This is a genomic window from Streptomyces monashensis (assembly GCF_001866665.1).
In the GTDB taxonomy this organism is placed as follows: Bacteria; Actinomycetota; Actinomycetes; order Streptomycetales; family Streptomycetaceae; genus Streptomyces; species Streptomyces monashensis.
The window spans coordinates 52,687-74,360 of record NZ_MLYO01000060.1 but is presented as its reverse complement, the minus strand read 5'-3'; the positions used below and the strand labels follow the sequence as shown (position 1 = coordinate 74,360).

The 21,674-nt window shown below is 73.5% G+C and carries 20 protein-coding genes; 11 read left to right on the top strand and 9 right to left on the bottom strand.

All coding sequences use genetic code 11. The features are described from left to right. Positions 1-4: 4 nt before the first annotated feature. Positions 5-1,513 (bottom strand): NsdA family TPR-like regulatory protein, encoded by a 1,509-nt coding sequence (locus BIV23_RS32100; protein ID WP_107471326.1) that lies wholly within the window; start codon positions 1,511-1,513, stop codon positions 5-7. 209 nt (positions 1,514-1,722) lie between these two features. On the opposite strand from BIV23_RS32100, the gene BIV23_RS32095 reads away from it, so the two are divergent. Both BIV23_RS32095 and BIV23_RS32090 read left to right on the top strand, forming a co-directional pair. Further along, complete coding sequence (locus BIV23_RS32095) at positions 1,723-2,127, top strand: hypothetical protein (protein ID WP_071384495.1); 405 nt, start codon at positions 1,723-1,725, stop codon at positions 2,125-2,127. Between the two features lie 34 nt (positions 2,128-2,161). Next, positions 2,162-3,043 (top strand): spermidine synthase, encoded by an 882-nt coding sequence (locus BIV23_RS32090; protein WP_071384494.1) that lies wholly within the window; start codon positions 2,162-2,164, stop codon positions 3,041-3,043. Positions 3,044-3,102: 59 nt separating this feature from the next. On the opposite strand, the gene BIV23_RS32085 is transcribed toward BIV23_RS32090, so the two are convergent. Further along, positions 3,103-3,606 carry a hypothetical protein gene (locus BIV23_RS32085; protein ID WP_071384493.1) on the bottom strand — a complete coding sequence of 168 codons (504 nt, stop codon included), beginning with the start codon at positions 3,604-3,606 and terminating at the stop codon, positions 3,103-3,105. A 100-nt stretch (positions 3,607-3,706) separates the two neighbouring features. On the opposite strand from BIV23_RS32085, the gene BIV23_RS32080 reads away from it, so the two are divergent. The 3 genes from BIV23_RS32080 to BIV23_RS32070 all read left to right on the top strand — a co-directional run bounded on the left by BIV23_RS32080 (position 3,707) and on the right by BIV23_RS32070 (position 7,434). Then, positions 3,707-4,453, top strand: a complete 747-nt coding sequence (locus BIV23_RS32080; RefSeq protein ID WP_245790746.1) for a response regulator transcription factor — start codon at positions 3,707-3,709, stop codon at positions 4,451-4,453. After that, positions 4,450-5,835, top strand: a complete 1,386-nt coding sequence (locus BIV23_RS32075; RefSeq protein ID WP_071384491.1) for a sensor histidine kinase — start codon at positions 4,450-4,452, stop codon at positions 5,833-5,835. The genes BIV23_RS32080 and BIV23_RS32075 overlap by 4 nt, the downstream gene beginning before the upstream one ends. A gap of 132 nt (positions 5,836-5,967) precedes the next feature. Beyond that, positions 5,968-7,434: a glycoside hydrolase family 18 protein gene (locus BIV23_RS32070; protein ID WP_071384509.1), complete on the top strand. Its 1,467-nt coding sequence runs from the start codon at positions 5,968-5,970 to the stop codon at positions 7,432-7,434. Between the two features lie 70 nt (positions 7,435-7,504). On the opposite strand, the gene BIV23_RS32065 is transcribed toward BIV23_RS32070, so the two are convergent. The 4 genes from BIV23_RS32065 to BIV23_RS32050 form a co-directional block, all read right to left on the bottom strand. Next, positions 7,505-8,953, bottom strand: coding sequence for a GH1 family beta-glucosidase (locus BIV23_RS32065; protein ID WP_071384490.1), 1,449 nt, complete (start codon positions 8,951-8,953; stop codon positions 7,505-7,507). Positions 8,954-9,065: 112 nt separating this feature from the next. Next, a complete protein-coding gene (locus BIV23_RS32060; protein WP_071384489.1) occupies positions 9,066-9,977 on the bottom strand; it encodes a carbohydrate ABC transporter permease in 912 nt (303 codons plus the stop codon). Between the two features lie 10 nt (positions 9,978-9,987). Next, complete coding sequence (locus tag BIV23_RS32055) at positions 9,988-11,004, bottom strand: carbohydrate ABC transporter permease (protein WP_071384508.1); 1,017 nt, start codon at positions 11,002-11,004, stop codon at positions 9,988-9,990. Positions 11,005-11,009: 5 nt separating this feature from the next. Beyond that, on the bottom strand, positions 11,010-12,335 hold the full coding sequence (locus tag BIV23_RS32050) for an ABC transporter substrate-binding protein (protein WP_071384488.1): 1,326 nt from the start codon (positions 12,333-12,335) through the stop codon (positions 11,010-11,012). A gap of 312 nt (positions 12,336-12,647) precedes the next feature. On the opposite strand from BIV23_RS32050, the gene BIV23_RS32045 reads away from it, so the two are divergent. Further along, positions 12,648-13,703: a LacI family DNA-binding transcriptional regulator gene (locus BIV23_RS32045; RefSeq protein ID WP_071384487.1), complete on the top strand. Its 1,056-nt coding sequence runs from the start codon at positions 12,648-12,650 to the stop codon at positions 13,701-13,703. A 13-nt stretch (positions 13,704-13,716) separates the two neighbouring features. Here BIV23_RS32045 and BIV23_RS32040 read toward each other — a convergent pair whose 3' ends face one another. Next, positions 13,717-14,082 (bottom strand): DoxX family protein, encoded by a 366-nt coding sequence (locus BIV23_RS32040; protein ID WP_071384486.1) that lies wholly within the window; start codon positions 14,080-14,082, stop codon positions 13,717-13,719. A gap of 89 nt (positions 14,083-14,171) precedes the next feature. Here BIV23_RS32040 and sigJ point away from each other — a divergent pair, with 89 nt between their 5' ends. After that, positions 14,172-15,113, top strand: coding sequence for an RNA polymerase sigma factor SigJ (gene sigJ, locus BIV23_RS32035; RefSeq protein ID WP_071384485.1), 942 nt, complete (start codon positions 14,172-14,174; stop codon positions 15,111-15,113). A 10-nt stretch (positions 15,114-15,123) separates the two neighbouring features. Here sigJ and BIV23_RS32030 read toward each other — a convergent pair whose 3' ends face one another. Next, positions 15,124-16,137, bottom strand: a complete 1,014-nt coding sequence (locus tag BIV23_RS32030; protein ID WP_071384484.1) for an SDR family NAD(P)-dependent oxidoreductase — start codon at positions 16,135-16,137, stop codon at positions 15,124-15,126. Positions 16,138-16,160: 23 nt separating this feature from the next. Further along, on the bottom strand, positions 16,161-17,327 hold the full coding sequence (locus BIV23_RS32025; protein ID WP_071384483.1) for a UDP-N-acetylglucosamine--N-acetylmuramyl-(pentapeptide) pyrophosphoryl-undecaprenol N-acetylglucosamine transferase: 1,167 nt from the start codon (positions 17,325-17,327) through the stop codon (positions 16,161-16,163). Between the two features lie 63 nt (positions 17,328-17,390). On the opposite strand from BIV23_RS32025, the gene BIV23_RS32020 reads away from it, so the two are divergent. The 4 genes from BIV23_RS32020 (at position 17,391) to BIV23_RS32005 (ending at position 21,670) form a co-directional block, all read left to right on the top strand. Then, positions 17,391-18,110 (top strand): response regulator transcription factor, encoded by a 720-nt coding sequence (locus BIV23_RS32020; RefSeq protein ID WP_071384482.1) that lies wholly within the window; start codon positions 17,391-17,393, stop codon positions 18,108-18,110. Beyond that, entirely contained in the window at positions 18,107-19,540 is a 1,434-nt protein-coding gene (locus BIV23_RS32015; protein ID WP_071384481.1) for a sensor histidine kinase, read from the top strand. Before BIV23_RS32020 ends, BIV23_RS32015 begins: the two co-directional genes overlap by 4 nt. 328 nt (positions 19,541-19,868) lie before the next feature. Next, on the top strand, positions 19,869-20,666 hold the full coding sequence (locus tag BIV23_RS32010; protein WP_071384480.1) for an AfsR/SARP family transcriptional regulator: 798 nt from the start codon (positions 19,869-19,871) through the stop codon (positions 20,664-20,666). Positions 20,667-20,872: 206 nt separating this feature from the next. Further along, positions 20,873-21,670: a thioesterase II family protein gene (locus tag BIV23_RS32005; protein WP_071384479.1), complete on the top strand. Its 798-nt coding sequence runs from the start codon at positions 20,873-20,875 to the stop codon at positions 21,668-21,670. Positions 21,671-21,674 lie beyond the last annotated feature (4 nt).

Genomic DNA, 21,674 nt, shown 5'->3' with positions numbered 1-21,674 from the left:
CCGCTCAGACCCGCCCGGGCCTCGGTAGGCACGCGTGCCGCTCCAGGAACTCGGAGACCCCGGACGCCCGCCGGTGCGGCAGCAGCACCCGTGCGGTACCCGCCAGCATGCTCTGGATCCGTGAGGACTGGACCTGGTCCAGCAGGGACAGCACCCGCATCCCGGCGGCGGCGGCCTCGTCCGGCCGTCCCTCACGCGCGAGATCGTCGGCCAGCTCGGCGGTGTAGAGCGCGATGTTCCGGCTGAAGTGAGGATCCTGCAACTCGGTCGCGCGGTACGCGTGCCGTGACGCGCGCCGCCAGTCGCCCAGTGTGGACCAGCACTGCGCCTCCAGACCCTCCAGCTCGGCCTCGCCGTAGAAGCTCATCCACTCGGGGTCGCAGTCCGAGCGGCCGCGGATGAAGAGAGCCTGGGCCCGCACGAGCGCCTGTTCGCAGCCGGTGCGGTCGGCGAGCCCCGCCCAGCCGCCCGCCTCGCGCAGCGCCAGCAGGGACATCAGCCGGGCGGAGCCGAGCGGGCGGGCGGCGCGCTGGGCGGCCTGGGCCGCGCGGACCGCCTCCCGGGGCCGGCCGGCGTCCCGTGCGAGGAACGCGGTGTTGCAGAAGGCGTGTGCCTCCAGGGCCGGATCCCCGGTCATCCGGGCCGTGGCCAACGCCTCCGCGTAGTGCGAGCGGGCGTCCTCGAAGCGGCCCGAGTCATGGGCCAACCAGCCCACGGAGATGGCGAGTTCACCGGCGCCCGAGTGCAGCCGGTCGGCGGTCGTCTGCCGGGTCGCGCCGGCGTCCAGCAGTGCGTAGGCGGCGCGCAGCGGAGCCGCCGCGCGCCGGTAGAGGCCGTCCGCGCCGTGCCGGTCGTCGAGCAGCCGGATGCGGCGGACGGCCTCCTCCAGGGCGGTCGCCTCGGCCGTTCCGGCGCGCCCGGGGCGCCTGACGGCGGCCGCGGCGTCCGGGGCGAGCCCCATCGGGGCCAGCGTGACGGCGGCCATCGTGGCGCCGCCGCCGGTCATGAATGCGCGACGCAGCACGTCGCTCTCCTCGTGGTTCAGGTGGTGGTTCTCGTGCGGCTCGCGCGGGTCATACGGCTCGTGCGGGTCGTACGGGTGGTGCGGGTCGTGCCGGTCGTGCTGGTCCTGCGGGTCGTACTCGTCGTGCGGGTCCGGTGTGTCATACGGCCCGGAGGCCGCCTCCGACTCACCGGGTCCGTCCGCGGCCGGGCGCGCCGCCCGTCCGCGCACGGACGAACGCGGCGCGAAGCCGAGGTCGGTGAGCGTGCGGCCGGGGAACATGTGCAGGAACACCCGCTCGTACGCGTAGTTCGGGCAGCGGATCTCACCCGCCTCGACCCTGCCGATGTACCGCGCGTCACAGCTCACCCGCTCACCGATCTCGCGCGCGGCGCGCCGTACGAGCGCCGCGAACTCGGCCGGTGAACGCCTGCCGCGCAACTGCCGGAAGGCGAGGTTGGGCCGTGGTGGCCGTTCGGACTGTGACGAGGTCACGGTTGACGACGCCATGGCCGGGTCCTCTCGTGCGAACCGTCGAACCGGGCATGAACGTACCTGCTGTGACGGACCCGCCACGCGGTGTTTGGCTACAAACCGGATATCTCATCCACGATCTGCCATGAAGTGCCATCCTTTGCGGCGCACTTGTGCCGTAGCCGTTGACGCCCTCGCGCGTTGGACCGGTTGGACCGCAACAGTGCTGTGTGGTGGAGGCCGGCATGGAGACCAGCCAGAGCAACGAACCGTGTACGCCGGCGCCGTCGGGCGCGGCCGGCGAGGCGGTGTGCGACCTCGTGACGGTGCCCGCCCGGCAGGGCCTGGAGGCGGTCGACATCCTGCGGCGCGGCTCCGGCGACGCGATGGGGCCCGTGCTCCACGACGGCGGTTGCGACACCCTCGGCTTCCTGGTCCCGGCCGGCACCGCGGCCTGCTGGGACGTGCCGGGCAGCACCTGCACCGGGACCGACGGGCGCGGCATGCGCCTGGCCCCCGAGCCGCCGGTGGAGGGCTCCGACTGGCTGCTGCCGCCCGGCGACGCCGACCTCGCCACCGACCCGGTGGTGCTGCGCGAGGCGCTCGGCGAGGCCGCCCGGCTGATCGAGGCGGCCGACAGCTGCCGGTGAGGCACCCGGCCCCGGCACCTGCGAAAATGAGCCGGTGGGCAGGTCGAGGAGTACGAGAGACACCGGGCGGCGCAGGCCGGCCGCCGCACAGCCCGTGGTGGAGGCGGTCGACGGCGGGCTCGCCGAGCTGGTCCCGGACCCCGACCGCGGCCGGGCCTGGACGCTGCTGATCGACGGCGCCCCGCAGTCGCACGTCGACCTGGACGACCCGGCGTACCTCTCCTTCGAGTACCAGCGCCGCCTCGGCCATGTCATCGACCTCGTCGCCCCGCCCGGCAAGCCCGTGCAGGCGGTGCACCTCGGCGGCGGCGCGTTCACCCTCGCCCGGTACGTCGCCGCCACCCGGCCCCGCGCCACCCAGCAGGTCGTCGAGCGGGACGCGAGCCTGGTGCAGCTGGTGCGCCGGGAACTGCCGCTGGACCAGGGCGCCCGGATCAGGGTCCGTTCGGCGGACGCGCGCGTGGGGCTCGGCAAAGTCCCCGACGGATGGGCGGACTTGATCATCGCCGATGTGTTCAGCGGCGCCCGCACCCCCGCCCACCTCACCTCCACCGAGTTCCTGGACGAGGTCCGCCGGGCGCTCGGGCCCACCGGGGTCTACGCCGCGAACCTCGCCGACGGCCCGCCGCTCGCGCATCTGCGCGGCCAGATCGCCACCGCCGCCGCCCGGTTCGCCGAACTCGCGCTGATCGCCGACGCGGCCGTCCTGCGCGGCAAGCGCTTCGGCAACGCCATCCTCGTGGCCTCCGACGCCCCGCTCCCGCTCGCCGAACTCACCCGGCGCGCCGCCTCCGACCCGCACCCCGGCCGCGTCGAACACGGCAGGCCGCTCACCGACTTCACCGGCGGGGCGGTACCCGTGACGGACGCGGCGGCCGTGGCCTCCCCGGCGCCACCGCCGTCCGTCTTCCGCTGAGCGCCCCGCCGGAAGTGCCGCGACGGGCCGTCCTCGGCCGCGGCGCCGTCGTGGCCGGCTCAGTAGTTCCCGACCTCCACGTGCGGCGGCCCGTCGTGCCAGTCGCAGAACACCGACACCCGGTCCGTGCCCCGGCTGAACTCCACCCGGATCCAGGTGTCGGTCTTCCACACCTGCATCGACCAGCCGGCTCCCGGCGTCGCCGAGACCAGCGTCGCGTCCGCCGCGCCCAGGTCGAACACCGCCCGCCCGCCGCCGGTGTCGTACGCCTTGACCTGGCCGGAGGCGGTCGCGGAGGGGCCGGAGGTGTGGACCGGGGTCCGGGCGGGGGCCGGCGTCGGGCTCGGTGAGCGGGTGCGCGTGGGGCCGGCGGAGGCGGACGGCGGCGGCGGTGGCGCGGGCGCCGAGGCCCGGTCCCGCGCGTCGGCCGCCGTGATCGGCAGGGCGCGCGGCGGGTCGTAGGCCGTCCCCGCCATGACCGTGTGCACACCCCACCACGACAGCGTGACCGCCGCTCCCGTCGCGAGCAGCCACGCCATCACCGGTACGAGTCCTTTGCGCATCGCGGGCCATACTGCCTCAGGACCCACACGGGTTGTCCACAGGGCTGGAGTTGTCCACAGGCCCGGACCAGGTCTCGCCGCATGGCGTACGGTGCGGCGCATGGCAAGTGTGCTCGTGGTCGAGGACGACCAGTTCGTACGCTCGGCGCTCATCCGGCATCTGACCGACGCCGCGCACACCGTGCGCAGTGTCGGTACGGCGCTGGAGGCGCTGCGCGAGGTCGCCCATTTCCGTTTCGACGTGGTCATCCTGGACCTCGGACTGCCGGACCTGGACGGCTCCGAGGCCCTGAAGATGCTGCGCGGCATCACGGACGTGCCGGTCATCATCGCCACCGCCCGGGACGACGAGACGGAGGTCGTCCGGCTGCTGAACGCCGGGGCGGACGACTATCTGACCAAGCCGTTCTCGGTCGACCACCTCTCCGCCCGGATCGCGGCCGTGCTGCGCCGGGCCCGCTCCCGAGGCCCCGAGGCGCCGCCCTCGCCGGTGCTCCGGGTCGGCGGGCTGAGCGTCGACCCGCTGCGCCGTCAGGCCGAGCTGGACGGCGTCCGGCTCGACCTCACCCGCCGGGAGTTCGACCTGCTCGCCTTCCTGGCCGGCCGGCCCGGTGTCGTCGTCCCGCGCAAGGAACTGCTCGCCGAGGTCTGGCAGCAGTCCTACGGCGACGACCAGACCATCGACGTCCATCTGTCCTGGTTGCGCCGGAAATTGGGGGAGACGGCCGCTCGGCCCCGCTATCTGCACACCCTGCGGGGTGTCGGCGTGAAGATCGAACCGCCCACCGAAAACGGGGTGGCCGGGGCGGGCGGCGCGGACGGGCTCGGCGGGGAGCCGGCGCGATGAGGTGGGCCCTGGTCAGGGTCTGCCTGGCGGTCACCGCGATGGTCGTGGTCGCCTTCGCCGTCCCGCTCGGGCTGGTCGTCAGGGAGATGGCCCGCGACCGCGCGTTCTCGAACGCCGAGCGGGAGGCGGCCGCCGTCGCGCCCGCGCTGTCCATCACCACCGACCGGGACAAGCTGGAGCGGGTGGTGGCCTCGGCCGGCGCCGACTCCGGGATGGCCGTGCACCTGCCCGCCGCCGACGGCCGCTCCGCGCTCGACCTGGGCAGACAGCGCGCCGCCGACCGTGACATCGAGGCCGTCCGGCGCATGGGCCGGGCCTCGACGACGACCGTCTCCGGCGGCTCCACGCTGCTCCAGCCGGTCGCGCTCGGCTCCGGCACCATCGCGGTCGTCGAGGTCTACGTCCCCGAGTCCGAGGTGACCCACGGCGTCGGCACGGCCTGGGCGGTGCTCGCGGGCGTCGGCCTCGCGCTGATCGTCGGCTCGGTGGCCGTCGCCGACCGGCTCGGGGTGCGCATGGTGCGGCCCGCGCAGCGGCTGGTGCGCGGGGCGCACGAACTGGGCGAGGGCAGGCTGGGCGCACGGGTGCCGGAGGACGGTCCGACCGAACTCAGACTCGCCGCCGTCGCGTTCAACTCCATGGCCGACCAGGTGGTCCAACTCCTCGCCAACGAGCGGGAACTGGCGGCCGACCTCTCCCACCGGCTGCGCACGCCGCTCACGGTCCTCCGGCTCAACGCGGCCTCCCTCGGCGCCGGTCCGGCCGCCGAGCAGACCCGGGCGGCCGTCGCCCAGCTGGAGCGCGAGGTCGACACCATCATCCGTACGGCCCGGGAGGCCAAGCCGCAGACGGCCATGGCCGCGGCCGGGACCGGCGCCGGGTGCGACGCGGCCGCGGTGGTCCGTGAGCGGATGGAGTTCTGGTCCGCGCTCGCCGAGGACGAGGGGCGCACGTGGCGGGTGGCCGGCGTCGACGCTCCGGTGCGCATACCCGTGGCCCGCGCCGATCTGGCCGCGGCGCTCGACGCCCTGCTCGGCAACGTCTTCCGGCACACCGCCGAGGGCACCGCCTTCGCGGTCGACGTGCACAACGCCGAGGACGCGGTGATCATGCTGGTCTCCGACGCGGGCCCCGGCATATCCGACCCGGAGTCGGCCATGGCGCGGGGACGCGGCTCCGGGAGCGCCGGTTCGACCGGACTGGGCCTCGACATCGTGCGTCGGCTCGCCGAGTCCACGGGCGGGGACGTGCGCATCGGCTCCTCGGTGCTGGGCGGCACCGAGGTGCGGATCTGGTTCCAGCTGGACGGACGGCGGCCGGCGCGGGGGCGGGTGCACCGGCGTCGGACACGCAAACCGGTCACGACTGGTCTCGACCATTAACCGTCCCCGATCCCTTCCTTAAGCGCACCCTAAGGTCTTCGACCGCCGTCCCGATCACTCGGTTTGTCCGATTCCGGATCGCTAGCGTGCTGCCGCACCCCACCCCCGTGAACATCGAAGGCAGGCATGCGCATGAGCACGCACCGGCGCAGGATCAGTGGCAGGAACAAGGCGATCGGCGGCCTCGTGGCAGCGGCCGTCGTCGGCGGCGGCGCGGTCCTGCTCACCGGCACCGCGAACGCGGCGAGCGTGAACGCCGCGTACACGAAGACCAGTGACTGGTCGACCGGTTACACCGCCCAGTACGTCGTCACCAACAACAGCGGCGCGCAGGAGAAGACCTGGACGCTGGAGTTCGACCTCCCGGCGGGCGCCAGGCTCAGCTCGCTGTGGAACGGCGAGTCGAGCGTGAGCGGTTCGCACGTCACGGTGAAGCCGGCGAAGTGGGACACCGAGGGCCTCGCCCCGGGCGCGTCGGTCACCGTCGGCTTCGTGGTCGAGGGCGGCGGCGCCCCGACCGGCTGCCGTATCGACGACTCCCCGTGTTCGGCGGACAGCGGCCCCACCCCCGAGCCGAGCGGCCGCCCCACCGGGACCCCGTCGCCGGTCCCGACCCCGACGGCCACCAAGACCTCCGCCCCGACCCGGAGCGCGACCCCGACGCCGGCTCCGACCGCCTCCCGGACGACGGGCAGCGGCACCGCCGCCTCCGCCGGTTTCTCGCCGTATGTCGACACCTCCCTCTACCCGGCCTTCGACCTGGTCGGCGCGGCGAACGCGACCGGGGTGAAGAACTACAACCTGGCCTTCATCACCGACGGCGGTGGCTGCACCCCCAAGTGGGGCGGAGTGACCGACCTGACCAGCGACGCCGTCGCCCAGCAGATCGGCGCCCTGCGCGCCAAGGGCGGTGACGTCCGGGTCTCCTTCGGCGGCGCGTCCGGCTCCGAGCTGGCCACCACCTGCTCCTCCGCCGACGCGCTGGCGGCGGCGTACGGCAAGGCGATCGACGCCTTCAAGCTCACCAAGGTCGACTTCGACGTCGAGGGCGGCGCGCTGCCGAACACGGCGGCCAACACCCTGCGGGCCAAGGCGATAGCGAAGCTCCAGGCACAGCACCCGGGCCTGGACGTCTCCTTCACGCTCCCGGTGATGCCCGAGGGCCTCACCCAGGACGGCGTGAACCTGCTGTCCGACGCCAAGTCCAACGGCGCGCAGATCAGCACCGTCAACATCATGGCGATGGACTACGGCTCCTCCTACAGCGGTGACATGGGCGACTACGCCCAGCAGGCCGCCACCGCCACCCAGGCCCAGATCAAGGGAGTCCTCGGGCTGTCGGACGCCGCCGCCTGGAAGGCCGTCGCCGTCACCCCGATGATCGGCGTCAACGACGTCTCCGCCGAGACCTTCAAGGTCGACGACGCCACCCAGCTGGTGGACTTCGCCAAGTCCAAGGGCCTCGGCGGCCTGTCGATGTGGTCCGCGGCCCGCGACAAGCAGTGCCCCGGCGGCGCGAAGAACTCCGCCGACCCCACCTGCAGCTCGATCATCCAGTCCCCGTTCGCCTTCTCGAAGGCCTTCGGCGCCCTCGGCTGACCCCACGACGCACGTCCGGCACCGGGGGCGCGGCGGATCCGGGGGGATCGCCGCGCCCCTTCCGGGTGCGTCAGGCCGCCGATCCCGCCGGTGGCAGCGTCCCCGTCCGTGCCACCTCGCCGTACCAGCGGGCGCTCGACTTGGGGGTGCGCTCCAGCGTCGCGTAGTCCACGTACACCGCGCCGAACCGCTTGCCGTAGCCGTACGCCCACTCGAAGTTGTCCATCAGGGACCACAGGTAGTAGCCGCGCACGTCGGCGCCGTCGGTGATCGCCCGGCGCACGGCCGCCAGGTGGGCGTGGAGGTAGGCGATACGCTCGGGGTCGTGGACGCGGCCCTCGGGGTCCGGCTTGTCGTCGTAGGCCGCGCCGTTCTCGGTGATGTAGAGCGGCAGGCCCGGGGCCTCGCGCGCATAGCGCGTGATCAGGTCGTACAGGCCCGTCGGGTCGATGGTCCAGCCCATCTCCGTGCGCTCGCCCGGCGTCTGGTGGAACAGCACGTCGTCGGCGCCCGGCCAGGGGGAGTGGTCGCTCGCGCCGTGGCCGTCCGCCCGCGGGCCCGGGACCGCGCCGGACGTGGCCGAGACCAGCGCCGGGGTGTAGTAGTTCAGGCCCAGCGCGTCCAGTTGCGCGCCCGCCGTGCGCACATCGCCGTCGAGGACGTACGACCAGTCGGTGACCGACGCCGTCGCCGCGAACAGCGACTCGGGGTAGGCGCCGTGCAGCATCGGGCCGTGGAAGACCCCGTTGGCCAGGTCGTCGATCCGGCGGGCCGCCGCCAGGTCGGCCGGGTCCTGCGAACGCGGCCGGACCACCGAGGAGTTGAGGCTGACCGCGATCCGGTTGCGGGCCGGCATCACCGAGCGCAGCGCCGAAGCGGCCAGCCCGTGCGCCAGGTTGAGGTGATGGGCGGCGCGCAGCGAGGCCTCCGGGTCGGTGCGGCCGGGCGCGTGCACCCCGGAGCCGTAGCCCAGGAAGGCGCTGCACCAGGGCTCGTTGAGGGTGGTCCACAGTTCCACCCGGTCACCCAGCGCCTCGCCGACCAGCCGCGCGTACTCGGCGAAGCGCAGCGCGGTGTCCCGCTCCGGCCAGCCGCCCGCGTCCTCCAGCTCCTGCGGCAGATCCCAGTGGTAGAGGGTGAGCGACGGCTTGATGCCGTGCGCCAGCAGCTCGTCCACCAGACGGCGGTAGAAGTCCAGGCCCCGCTGCACCGCCGGGCCCCGGCCGGTCGGCTGCACCCGGGGCCAGGAGACCGAGAAGCGGTACGCGGTCAGGCCCAGCTCCGCCATCAGCGCCACGTCGTCGCGGTAGCGGTGGTAGTGGTCGACCGCGATGTCACCGGTCTCGCCGCCGGCCGTCCGGCCCGGCGTATGGCTGAAGGTGTCCCAGATCGAGGGGGTGCGGCCGTCCTCCCGCACCGCCCCCTCGATCTGGTACGCCGAGGTCGCCGCCCCCCACAGGAAGGCGGGCGGGAACGTCACGGAGGAGACGGAGGGGACGGAGGAGACAGACTCAGACATGGAAGCGCTCCCATAAAGGGTCGTAGGAGACCGACGGAAGAAAGTACGGAACAGGGAGGAGAGGGGAGGGGGCGGGGCGGTGGGCCCCGGCCCCTTCGGCGGGCGCGGGCGCTCAGCCCTTGACCGCGCCCTGCATGATCCCGCCCACGATCTGCTTGCCGAAGACCGCGAACACCAGCAGCAGCGGCAGCGTGCCGAGCAGCGCGCCCGCCATGATCAGGGACTGGTCCGGGGTGTAGCCGCGGCCGAGCGCCGAGACCGCGACCTGCACGGTCGGGTTGCCGTTCTGGGTGAGGACCAGGAACGGCCACAGGAAGTCGTTCCAGGCCTGTACGAACATCAGCATCCCGAGCACCGCCATCGCCGGCCGGGCCGCCGGGAACACGATGTGCCACACCACCCGCCAGCTGCTCGCGCCGTCCACCCGGGCGGCCTCGATCAGCTCGTCCGGCAGCGCCTGCATCAGGTACTGCCGCATGAAGAACACCCCGAACGCGCTCACCAGCGACGGCAGGATCACGGCCTGCAGCTGGTCGGTCCAGTCGAGCTTGGCGACCATCATGTACAGCGGGATGATGCTCAGCTGCGGCGGCACCATCATCGTGCCGATCACGATCAGCATCAGGGCGTTACGGCCCTTGAACCGCAGCTTGGCGAAGGCGAACCCGGCGATCGTCGAGAGGAAGACGACGGTCGCCGCCGAAACGCCCGCCACGAACGTGGTGTTGAGGAACGCCTTGCCCAGATTGGCGTCGTTCCAGGCGACGTTCAGGTTGTGTGCCAGGTTCGAGCCGAACCAGAACGGCGGCGGCGTCTCGGCCAGCCGGTTGTTGTCACGGGAGGCGGCGATCGCCGTCCACACCAGCGGGAACAGCGAGCCGAGCGAGAACAGGACCAGCACCGCGTAGGCGAGCGGGCCCGCGTGCAGCGTCCCGCCGGCCCGCGCCGCCTTCGGCCGCCGAAGGCGCCGGGTCCGCCGGGGCTCCTGCGCACTCGCCCCGGTCGGGGTCAGGGTCGTCGTCACGGCCGTACTCCTAACTACTCTCGCGCAGGCGGCGCGAGATGACGTAGTTGACGATCCCGATCACGATGAGGATCAGGAACATCGTCCAGGCGATCGCGGAGGCGCGGCCCAGGTGCTGGTTCACCCAGCCCTGCTCGTACAGGTACAGGCCGAGCGTCTGGAACTGGTGCTCGCCGCCCCCGGAGGCGCCCTTGTTGGCGTCGAACATCAGCGGCTCGCCGAAGAGCTGCGAGGCGCCGATCGTCGACACGACACAGGTGAACAGGATCGTCGGGCGCAGCTGCGGCAGCGTCACATGGAAGAACTGCTGCCAGCGGTTGGCCCCGTCCAGCGCCGCCGACTCGTACAGGTCCTGCGGGACGGCCTGCATCGCCGCCAGGTAGATCAGCGCGTTGTAGCCGGTCCAGCGCCAGACGACGATCGAGGAGACCGCGATCTGCGAGGGCCACTTGTCGTTCTGCCAGTCGACGTGACCGCCGCCGACGAAGTGCAGCGCCCAGTTGATCATGCCGTAGTCGCGGCCGAAGAGCAGGACGAAGACCAGCGAGGCGGCGGCGATCGACGTCGCGTACGGCGCCAGCATCACGACGCGGAAGAACGTCGACGCGCGCAGCCTGTAGTTGAGGATGTGGGCGAGCCCCATCGCCATCGCCAGCTGCGGGACGGTCGAGATGATCCCGATGGTCAGGGTGTTCTTCGCCGCGTTCCAGAAGAAGTCGTCGTCGAAGATCCGGGTGTAGTTGTGCAGCCCCGCCCACCGCATGTCGGTCGGCGCGGTCAGCTCCACCGTGTGCAGCGAGGCCCAGCCCGTGTAGATCAGCGGGAAGAGGCCGAACGCCACGAAGAGGAGGAAGAAGGGGGAGACGAAGGCGTACGGGCTCCAGCGGATGTCGCGCTGCCAGCGCCGGGACAGCCGCGCCCGCCGCCGCTCGTCCGTGCCGTAGGCGCCGGAGGGCGCACCGGAGCGGGCCGGGGCCGCGCCCCCCTCCCTCGCGGGGGACGCGGCGGTGTCGTGCCGGGTGGCCATGCCGGTCACTGCTCCAGGTTGTTGTCGATGGTCTTGACGGCCGTGTTCCAGGCGTCCGCAGCGGTCTTGCCCTGCGTGACCAGGAAGACGCCGTTGTCCGTCAGGCCCTGCTGGATGATCTGGTCCTTCGGGCCGATCGGCTGGCTGGGGATGGACTTGGCGGCCTGCGCGAAGATCGCGCCGATCGGGGCGTCCCCGGTCATCTGGTTCTTCGCGCCGGTGACCTGGGACATGGCGTACGCGGGCGGCGCGCTCGGGAAGCTGCCCTGGACGGCGAAGAGCTTGGCCTGCTGGGCGGGGGCGGTCAGCCAGGCGACGAACTTCTCCGCCTCGGTGACGTGCTTGCCGGACTTGGGCACGGCCAGGAAGGTGCCGCCCCAGTTGCCGGACTGCGGCGCCTGGGCCACGTCCCACTGGCCGGCGGCGTCCGCCTTCGACTTGCCCTTGATGTAGCCGAGCATCCACGGCGGGCAGGCCACGGAGGCGAACTTGCTGTTGGAGATCAGCTGGTCCCAGCCGGGCTGGAACTGCGTCTGCGACTGCAGCAGCCCCTCCTTGGCGGCCTTGGCCGTCAGGTCGAAGGCGCTCCTGACGGCCGGGTTCGTCTTGTAGACGACCTTGCCGGAGGAGTCGTAGAACTTCTGGCTCGCGCTGCTGAGGATCGCGTTCAGCAGGCCGCCGGGGGAGTCCATGAAGGTGGTGCCCTTGGGGGCCTTCTTCTGGTACTGCTCGCCGGTGGAGACGAGCTTGCTCCAGTCGCCGGCCCACAGCTTGGACACCTGGTCGCGGTCGGTGGGCAGGCCGGCCGCCTTGAACATGTCCTTGCGGTAGCAGATGGCCATCGGGCCGATGTCGGTGCCGAGGCCGACCGTCTGGCCGTCCTTGGTGGTGGCCTGCTGCCACTTCCAGTCCAGCCAGTTGCTCTTGGCCACGCCCGCGACCTTGGACAGGTCCTCCAGCTTGGCCGCCTGGGTCTGTACGACCTCGGCGATGTTGCCGACTTCGACGGCCTGGACGTCCTGCAGTCCGCTGTTGGTGGTGAGGTGGTTGACCAGGGCCGGGTAGTAGTTCTCGTTCTTCTCGATCACGTTCTCCTGGATCGAGATGCCGGGGTGGAGCTTCTCGTAGTCGGTGTAGAGACCGGCCTCCTTGAAGCCCATGGTGCCGAACAGGCCCAGGGTGATCGTGGTCGTGCCCTTGCCGCCGCCACCGCCCGAGGTGTCCGACGAACCGCCGCTGTCCTTGGCGCAGCCGGCCAGCAGTCCCGTGGTCAGCGCGGCCACGGCCGCGAGGGCCCCCAGCCTGCGGGACCGGCGGATGCTCGTGCGCATTGCGTCCTCCTGTTGCCTGACGTGCCGACCCCCCGGCCAACTGCACTGTTGGGCCCGTATGTTGCTCGCTGCGGCTCGGGCGGGGAACGTGCGGGATGTGTATGTGTCAGGTAGTGTGGGAGCGCTCCCACACGTGATGGGTTGAAGAGTCGTCGCTCGGAAGCGGGGTGTCAAGGGAGCGGACACGCGGGAGTGCCTTCGGTTATCGGAGCGTTAGCGGGGTCGGTCGGCAGCTCCCGGGGGCGGCTGCCGCGGTGAAGTGTGCCTGTTACATTCGGCCAGCACAGACGATGCTGCGGAGAGGCGGAGCCCATGGCAAGCCACGGGGCGCGGGGCCGGAGCGGTGGGCGGCCCACGCTCGAGGAGGTCGCCGCACGGGCCGGGGTCGGCCGGGGCACGGTCTCGCGGGTGATCAACGGCTCGCCCCGGGTCAGCGACGCCACCCGCGCCGCGGTCGAGGCGGCCGTCGCCGAACTGGGTTACGTCCCCAACACCGCGGCCCGCGCCCTCGCGGCCAACCGCACCGACGCGATCGCCCTCGTCGTGCCCGAGCCCGAGGCCCGCTTCTTCGCCGAGCCCTACTTCTCGGACATGCTGCGCGGTGTCGGCGCCGAACTCGCCGACAGCGAGATGCAGTTGCTGCTGACCTTCGCGGGCAACGCCCGGGGGCGCCAGCGTCTCGCCCAGTACCTCGCGGCGCACCGCGTGGACGGCGTCCTGCTGGTCTCGGTGCACGCCGACGACCCGCTGCCCGACCTGCTGGCCCAGCTGGAGATCCCGGCCGTGATCAGCGGCCCGCGCTCGGCCGCCGAGGCGCTCACCTCGGTGGACTCCGACAACTACGGCGGCGCCCGCTCGGCCGTCGAGCACCTGCTGGCGCGGGGGCGCACCGAGATCGCGCACATCACCGGCCGCCTCGACGTCTACGGCGCCCAGCGCCGCGTCGACGGCTACCGCGACGCCCTGCGCGACGCGGGCCACGAGACGGACGAACTCCTCGTCGAGCCCGGGGACTTCACGGAGGAGGGCGGCCGGCGGGCCATGTCCGCCCTGCTGGAGCGGCGCCCCGGTCTGGACGCGGTCTTCGCCGGCTCGGACGTGACGGCGGCGGGCGCCCGCCAGGTGCTGCGCGAGGCGGGCCGCCGTATCCCGGACGACGTGGCGCTGATCGGCTACGACGACTCCGCCATCGCCCGCCACATGGACCCGCCGCTGACCAGCGTCCGCCAGCCCATCGAGGAGATGGGCCGCGCCATGATCGACCTGCTGCTCGCCGAGATCGCCGACCGGCGCCCGGCCGCCTCCCGGGGGCTGGAGCGACGGCACGCGGTGCTGGCGACGGAGCTGGTGGTGCGGGCGTCGTCGTAGCGTGCCCCGGTGCTCACAAGCGCCCCCAGGCCACGAACGCGGCCAGGGCGACGTAGACCAGGTCCACGGCCACCAGGCGGTACTCGTGCCGCCGGACGCGGGTGAGCGCGGCGCCGGTCATCAGCAGCACCAGCCCGAGGGCGGCCAGCGGCACCAGCACCGGTGCGATGCCGAGCGCGGCGGGCAGGACCAGGCCCACCGCGGCCAGGACCTCCAGGACCCCGATGGCCTTCACACCGCCGGCGCCGAAGTCCTCGACCCAGCGGCCGGCGGCCCCGGCGGCGGCGATCCGCTCCTTCGGGGTGATCACCTTGTAGCCGCCGCCCGCCAGGTAGGCGGCGGCCAGCAGTCCGGCGACGATCCACAGGGCGACGTTCATGGTTCTCTCCTCGTGGGGTGGTTGCGTGTGCTGTGCTGTCGCCCCTCTGAGACAGGACACCCGGGCACGCTGTGAGGGAGAGAGATGTGATGTGCGTCTCCGCGGAGGCGTCCGCAGGCACGGACGCGTACGGATACCGGCCGCTGCTGTTCTCCGTCGCCTACGGGATGACCGGCTCCGTGGGCGACGCCGAGGACCTCGTGCAGGACGCCTTCCTCGGGCTGACCCGGGCGCGCCGGGCGGGCACCGTGATCACCGACCTGAAGGCGTACCTGACCACGGCGGTGACCCGGCTCGCCATCAACCACCTGAAGTCGGCGCGGGTACGACGCGAGACGTACGTCGGCGACTGGCTGCCCGAGCCGGTCGTGGTCGCCGCCGACGGGTCCGGACCGGCCGAGCACGCCGAGCTGTCCGACGCGCTGTCGATGGCGTTCCTCGTGCTGCTGGAGGTCCTCTCGCCGGTGGAGCGCGCGGTGTTCGTGCTGCGCGAGGTCTTCGGGCACGGCTACCCGGAGGTGGCGCGGATCACCGGCAAGTCCGAGGCGAACTGCCGGCAGATCTTCGCCCGCGCCAGGAAGCGCGTCGCCCCCGGGGCGCGGCCGGCCGGCCCCGGGCCGCTCCCGGAGCGGCGGGCGGAGGGCGCGCGGCTGGCCGACCGGTTCTTCGCGGCCGCCGCCGGCGGCGACCTGGACGCCCTGCTCGGCATGCTCGCTCCCGACGCGGTGTTCCAGGGCGACGGCGGCGGCAAGGCGCAGGCCCTCGCGGCGTCGGTGACCGAGCCGCGGCGGATCGGCCGGCTGCTCGTGGGCGGCTTCCACCGGGTCCGGGCGCTCGGCGCCGTCCTCGAACCGGCCTGGGTCAACGGCCGCCCGGGCGGGGTCACTTACGACGCCGAGGGCCGCGTGGCGAGTGTGGTCGCGCTGGACATCGCCGACGGCGCGATCCGGGCGGTCCACGCCGTGTCCAACCCCGACAAGCTCGCTCACCTCGGACCGGTGTCCGGCATCGGGCTGCTGCCGGGACGGTGACGCGGCGGGTTCAGACCGCGTAGCGGCCGGGTGCGAAGAGGTGGAGGTTGCCGCGGATCCAGTCCGAGGTGCGGCGCAGGCCCTCGTCGAGGGAGATCTCCGGCTTCCACGCGGCCCAGGTGCGGGCCCGGGAGTTGTCCGACAGCAGGCGGTGCACCTCGCTGCCGGCCGGGCGCAGCCGCGCCTCGTCCACGACGATCTCCGCGTCCTGCCCGGAGACGGCGATCAGCCTGCGGGCCAGGTCACCGATGGCGATCTCCTCGCCGGTGCCGAGGTTGACGACGTCACCGAGCGCCCGGTCGCACTGCGCGACGGCGAGGAAGCCGCGCGCGGTGTCGGTGACGTAGGTGAAGTCACGGGTCGGGGTCAGCGAGCCGAGGCGTATCTCCCGTGCCCCGGCGTGCAGTTGGGCGAGGATCGTGGGGATCACGGCGCGGGCGGACTGGCGGGGGCCGTAGGTGTTGAAGGGCCGTACGACGGTCACGGGCAGGTCGAAGGCGTGGTGGTGGGAGAGGACCATCATGTCGGCGCCGATCTTCGAGGCCGAGTACGGCGACTGCGGCTGGAGCGGGTGGTCCTCGCCGATCGGGACGGTCAGGGCGGTGCCGTAGACCTCGCTGGTGGAGGTGTGCACCAGGCGGCGGACCCCGTGGCGGCGGCAGGCCTCGGCGATGTTCTCGGTGCCGGTGACGTTGACGGCGACGTAGGCGCCCGGGGAGTCGTAGCTGTAGGGGATGCCGATGAGGGCGGCGAGGTGGAAGACGGTGTCGCAGCCGGCCACGGCGTCCATCACCCGGCCCGGATCGCGCACGTCCCCCGCGATCAGCTCCACCCGCGGGTGGTCCTGCAGCCGGGCGAGGTTGCCCTTCTCGGCGTACGGCTTGTAGTGGACGAGGGCGCGGACGGTGGCGCCCCGCTGGACGAGCAGGTCGACCAGCGTGGAGCCGATGAAGCCCTCGGCTCCGGTGACGAGGACGGTGCGGTCGTGGAAGAAGTCGGTCGTGGGGTGGGCGGTCGCGTTCATGGCGGGGCCTTTCTCGGAGTGCGTCAGAGCGTGGGGGAGACGGGGGTGGGCAGCGGGTGGCCCGCGAGCCGGAGCACCTTGCGGGCCAGCCGGTCGGCCGCGTCCCGGTGCAGCGCGCCGGCGCCGGCCGCGGCCGCGGCGCGGGACATGGCGTCCAGCCGGCGCGGGTCGTCGAGCAGGGGACCGGCGAGGGCGTCGAGGGACGCGGCCGTGGTCGTCTCGTCCCGCAGCAGCACCCCCGCGCCGATCCCGGTGAGGGTGCGGGCGTTGTGCGTCTGGTGGTCGCCGGGGGCGTGCGGGTACGGCACGAGGACGGCGGGCAGGCCGATGGCGGCCAGCTCGGCGACGGTCGCCGAGCCCGCCCGGCACACCAGCAGGTCGGCGGCGGCGTACATCCGGTCGATGCGGTCCAGATAGGCCACGGCCTCGGCGACCCGGTCGGCCCCGGTGGCGCGCAGCCGGGCACGGGCCTCCTCCAGGGCCGCGGGCCCGGTCTTGACCAGCAGCCGTACGTCGGTGCGCTCCCGCCAGCGCTCGGCGAGCCCGAGGGCCGCCTCGGTGAGCCGGGCCGCGCCCAGGCTGCCGCCGTTGACGAGGAGCAGCCGGGTCCGCCCGCCGATGCCCAGCTCCCGGCGGGCGTCCTCGCGCGCGCCGGCCCGGTCGAGGGTGGCCAGCGGGCCGGACAGCGGCATGCCGACCAGCTCGGGCCGGCCGGACGCGGGCAGCCGGTCGACGCCGGCCTCGAAGGCGAGCGCGATGTGCGGGGTGAGCCGGGCGGCGAAGGCGTTGGCCCGGCCGGGCACCGCGTTGGACTCGTGGATGACGCTCGGCAGCGAGGCGAGGCGGGCGCCGAGGACGACCGGGGCGCTCGGATACCCGCCCATGCCGACGGCGACCTGCGCGCCCTGTTCCCGCAGGACGGCCCGGCACTGTCCGGCCGACTTCAGCAGCGCGGCGGGCAGGGTGAAGCGCTTCGCGCCGAGGGAGCGGTCGAAGGGGATCATGTCGACCGTGTGCAGCCGGTACCCGGCCTCCGGGATGAGCCGGGTCTCCAGGCCGCGCTCGGTGCCGACGAAGGAGATCACCGCGTCGGGCGCCCGGCGGCGCAGCGCGTCGGCCAGTGCGAGCCCGGGATAGATGTGGCCGCCGGTGCCCCCGGCACCGATCACGACGGAGAGCGGAGTGTCCATGCCCGGCACGCTCGCGAGCTGTTCTAAGAGGCTCTTAAGAGAGCGGTTTGGCAGGCTGGGGCCATGAACGACGCAGCGTACGCCCCGTCTCCCGGCGCCTTCGGGCGGGTCCTGGTGGTGGACGACGACCCGGAGGTCCGGGCCGCCCTGGAGGACGGGCTGACGCTGGAGGGCTTCACCGTGCGGGGCGCGGCGGACGGCCACGCGGCGCTCGCGGCGGCGGTGGACTGGGAGCCGGACGCCCTGGTGCTGGACGTGATGATGCCGGTGGTGGACGGGCTGGCGGTGTGCCGGCAGCTGCGGGCGCTGGGCGACCGTACCCCGATCCTGGTGCTCACCGCGCTCGACGCGGTCAGCGACCGGGTGGACGGTCTGGACGCGGGCGCGGACGACTACCTGGTCAAGCCGTTCGCGCTGGACGAGCTGGCGGCCCGGCTGCGGGCCCTGCTGCGCCGCGCCGGCCCCGGTGAGCCGCCGCAGCCGGACGCGCTGCGCTTCGCCGACCTGATCCTGGACCCCGAGAGCCGCTCGGCGGTGCGCGCGGGCCGGCGGCTGGAGTTCACCCGCACCGAGTGGGCCCTGCTGGACCTGCTGCTGCGCCATCCGGGCCAGGTCCTGGAGCGGGAGACGATCATGCGCTGGGTGTGGGGCCGCGACCTCGGGCCGGACTCCAACTCCCTTGCCGTGTACGTCGGTTACCTGCGCCGCAAGCTGGAGGCGGGCGGCGCCTCGCGTCTTGTCCACACCGTGTACGGCATCGGCTACGTCCTGGACGAGCGATGACCCGCCCCCGCCCCCGCCTTCGGCCCCGCCCTCGCAGGCACCGCCGCCCGCCGCTGCGCCGCCGGCTCGCGCTCACCGCCTCCGCCGCCGTCGCCGGTGTGGCGCTGGCCGTGTGCGCGGGCGCGTACGCCGTCACCGTCTACACCCTGAACCGGCAGTTCGACCTCCAGCTCACCCAGGCGGCGACCCTGGCGATCCAGCAGCACCAGCGGAACGGGCCCGGCGTGCAGGCCGGCGAGTGCCGCTATCTGGCCGCGCCCGCGTGCGCCCAGCTCGTGCCCGCCTCGGCCGCCGACGACCCGAAGGAGGGCTATCTGCTGCCCGTCACCGGCGCCGTGCGCCAGGTCGCGGACCGGGACCGGGCGCCGTACTTCAGCACCGCCTCGGTGGCCGGGAACCCGGTGCGGGTGCTGACCACGCCCGCCGGCAAGGGCCTGGCCCTGCAGGTGGCGCTGCGCTCCGACGGGGTGCGGCGGGCCGAGCGGCAGGTCGCCGGGCTGCTGGCGGTGATCGGCGGGGCCGGGGTGCCGGTGGCCGCGCTGCTCGGCTACTGGGTGTCCCGCTCGGGCCTGGCCCCGGTGGCGCGGCTGACCTCGACGGCGGAGCGGATCACCGCGACGCGCGACGCCGGGCACCGCATCGAGCTGCCGCCCGGGCGGCCCGGTCCGCGCGGCCGGGAGGACGAGATCACCCGGCTCGCGGTGAGCTTCAACACCATGCTCGACGCCCTGGAGGAGTCCCTGGCCGCCCAGCGGCGCCTGGTCGCCGACGCCTCGCACGAGCTGCGCACCCCGCTGACGGCGCTGCGTGCCAACGCGGAGATCCTGCTCCGGGCGGACCGGCTGACCCCGCGCCAGCGGGAGCGCGCGACGGGCGCCCTCGGCCGCCAGCTGCGGGAGGTCACCAATCTGGTCAACGACCTGATCGACCTGGCCCGCGACGAGGAGCCGCAGTTGGCGCTGGAGGTGGTGGCTCCGACGGCGCTGCTGGAGCACGCCGTGGCCGCCGCCCGGGACCACTGGCCGCACATCGGGTTCGTGCTGGAGACGACCCCCTCGGCCGCCGCCACCCTGTCGGCCGGCGTTCCCAGCCGTCTGACCAGGCTGTTCTCCAACCTGTTGGACAACGCGGCGAAGTTCTCCCCGGCGGGCGGCCGCGTCGAGGTGGCCGCGCTGCGCGCACCGCGGGACGGCCGGTTGGAGATCACCGTCCGCGACCACGGCCCCGGCATCGACCCCGCCGACCTGCCCCATGTCTTCGACCGCTTCTACCGCTCCCGCACCGCCCGCGCCCTGCCCGGCTCGGGGCTGGGCCTGGCCATGGCCCGCCAGATCGCCCACACCCACGGCGCCGAACTGACGGCCCATCAGGCTTTGGGGGGTGGCGCTCTGTTCCGGCTGCGCCTGCCGGCGGACGAGAGCAGCCGGTGACTTCGCCTGTCGGCATATCGGTTGCTGTCGCCGTCGCCATGGCGTTCCCGCTGAGGGACACCCGAGGACCACGGACACCGGCGTGGCGGACGGTGGGCCGAATGCGAAGGTCGCGTCCGGAAACCGTACCCCGCCCGTCCGCGAAGCGGCCCTCGCGGTGGTCCCGCGGGGGCCGTGCGAGCGCGGCCGGCCTGCGGGACATGAGGAAATCACATGCCGCACCCGGGCGGATTCACGCCCCGCTCATGCGCCCCTCCCTGTCGGCCCGTTGGCGGATATGCGACCGTCGGCGAATGAAACCGCTGGCAGCGCGGAAGGAGCAGCGGAGATGGGGGTCGCACTCCTCGGACCGTTCGTTGCGACGGTGAACGGCACATCCCTGGTGCCCAGCGCGGCCAAGCCCCGCCAGGTGCTGGCCCTGCTGGCCGCCAACCTCGGCCGGCACGTCTCCGTGACCGCCATCGAGCGGGAGCTGTGGGGCGACACGCCACCCGGGCGTCCCGCGGCGGTGGTGCAGACGTACGTCAAGCAACTGCGGCGCGCGCTCGCCGCCGCGCTCCCGGCGAGCGGCCCCGACGCCAAGGAGCTGCTCTGCCGCACCCACACCGGCTACGTACTCGACCTGCCCGGCACCGGCCTGGACTCCCACGAGTTCGAGCGGCTCGCCAGGCACGGCCGGCAGGCCCTGGCCCGGGATGCGGCGGAGGAAGCCGCCGTGCTCCTCGACAAGGCGCTCGCGGTGTGGCGCGGGCCGGTCCTGGCCGACGTACGCACGGGGACGGTCCTGCAGACCGAGGCGCGCCGGCTGGAGGAGATGCGGCGCGGGGTGGTGGAGAGCCGGGCCGCGGCCTATCTGTCCCTGGGCCGGCACGCCGAACTGATCGGCGACCTGGCCATGATGACCGACCGCTACCCCCTGCAGGAGAACCTGCACGCCCTGCTCATCCTCACCCTGCACCGCAGCGGCCGTTCCGACGAGGCCCTGCGGGCCTTCCGTCGGCTGCGTGCCGCGCTGGTCAGCGAGCTCGGCATCGAGCCCTCGCAGCGGCTGCAGCGGCTGCATCACGCGATCCTCAGCGACGATCCGCAGCTCGTCTCGACCGCCTCCGATTTGGCTGTTTTTTAGCGGTCGGACCCACCCTCGTGGGGTGCCAGCCGGGACCTGCTCCACCGTGCGCCGAGAGGTCCGGCCGGTCGGGCAAGTGATCCGCCCGCGCCCGCACCCCCGGGGCGCGCGAGGCCCACCGCCGCGCCGGCCGCCCGCCACGGCCACGCCGTCGGGGCCGGTCCCGGCAGGTGCCCCGACATCGGACGAGCCCGAGGCGGAACGGAATGACGCGTTACCTGTCCCAGACCTTCCTGTCCGGTACGGACGACGACACCGGCGACCGGGTGCGCCTGTTCTGCTTCCCGTACGCGGGCGGCGGGGCCTCCGCCTACCGGCGCTGGCAGCGCGGCCTCGACGCGTACGGCGCGGCCGCCCGGCTGATGCCCGTCCAACTGCCCGGTCGCGAGGGCCGGATGGACGAGGCCCGCTTCACCGACCTGCACGCCCTGGTCGCCGACCTCGACGAGCAGCTCGACGCCGAACTGGAGCACCCGCACGTCTTCTACGGGCACAGCATGGGCGCCCTGATCGCCTACGCCCTCACCGTCCGCCGCCAGCGGCGCGGCGCGCCCCTTCCGCTCGCCCTCGTCCTCAGCTCCTACCGCGCCCCGCACCTGCCCGCCCCCGAGATCGCGGATCCGAGCGCCGACGACGAGGAACTGATCGCCGGGCTCGCCAAGCTCGGCGGCATCCCGCAGGTGATCCTCAATCACCCCGACTTCCTGGCCGCGCTGCTGCCCATCGCCCGCGACGACCTGCTGCTGTGCACGGCCGGTTTCGCGCCGGACGAGGAGGCGGTCCGGGTCCCGCTGCACCTGTTCGTCGGCGCCCGCGACCGGCTCGTGTCGGTGCCGGAGGTGGTCGCCTGGCGGCGGCACGCCGGACGCGGCTGCGAGGTGCGGGTGCTGCCCGGCGGGCACTTCTTCCTGCGCGCGCACGAGGACGCCTTCCTGCGCGAACTCGCCGAGCTGATCCGTCGCTACGACCGCCGGCCGACGCTCGCCGACGCCCTGTCCGCCTGACCGC